Genomic DNA, 447 nt, shown 5'->3' on the forward strand with positions numbered 1-447 from the left:
CAGTGGTCGCTGGAGAACGAGGGATCCGAGCTCACCAGCTTCCACTGGATCCGCAAGGCCTACGAGTACCTCGAGGGCATCGATGCGCCCGCGTCGTTCGTCACGAGCGACAACGACATCGAGCCCGTCTCGATGCCGGACACCGGCGACGTGTGGGCGACCACGCGTTTCTCCGACGCCAGCGACATGGCGCACGACATGCAGGTGAACATCGTCACCTTCAAGCCGGGAGGATCCATCCCGTTCGCCGAGACGCACATCATGGAGCACGGCCTGTTCGTGCTGCAGGGCAAGGCCGTCTACCGCCTCAACGACGACTGGGTCGAGTGCGAGGCCGGCGACTACATGCTGCTGCGCGCCTTCTGCCCGCAGGCCTGCTACGCCGGCGGCCCGGAGGACTTCCGCTACCTGCTGTACAAGGACATGAACCGTCAGATCAGGCTGACC

At 64.9% G+C, this 447-nt stretch carries 1 protein-coding gene; it reads left to right on the forward strand.

Annotated features, from left to right (window positions below; all coding sequences use genetic code 11):
* A partial coding sequence (locus tag AC1DDH_RS20625; RefSeq protein WP_476956237.1) for a cupin domain-containing protein occupies positions 1-447 on the forward strand: 447 nt, incomplete at both ends.

It is taken from the genome of Arthrobacter sp. 10T425, assembly GCF_056393985.1.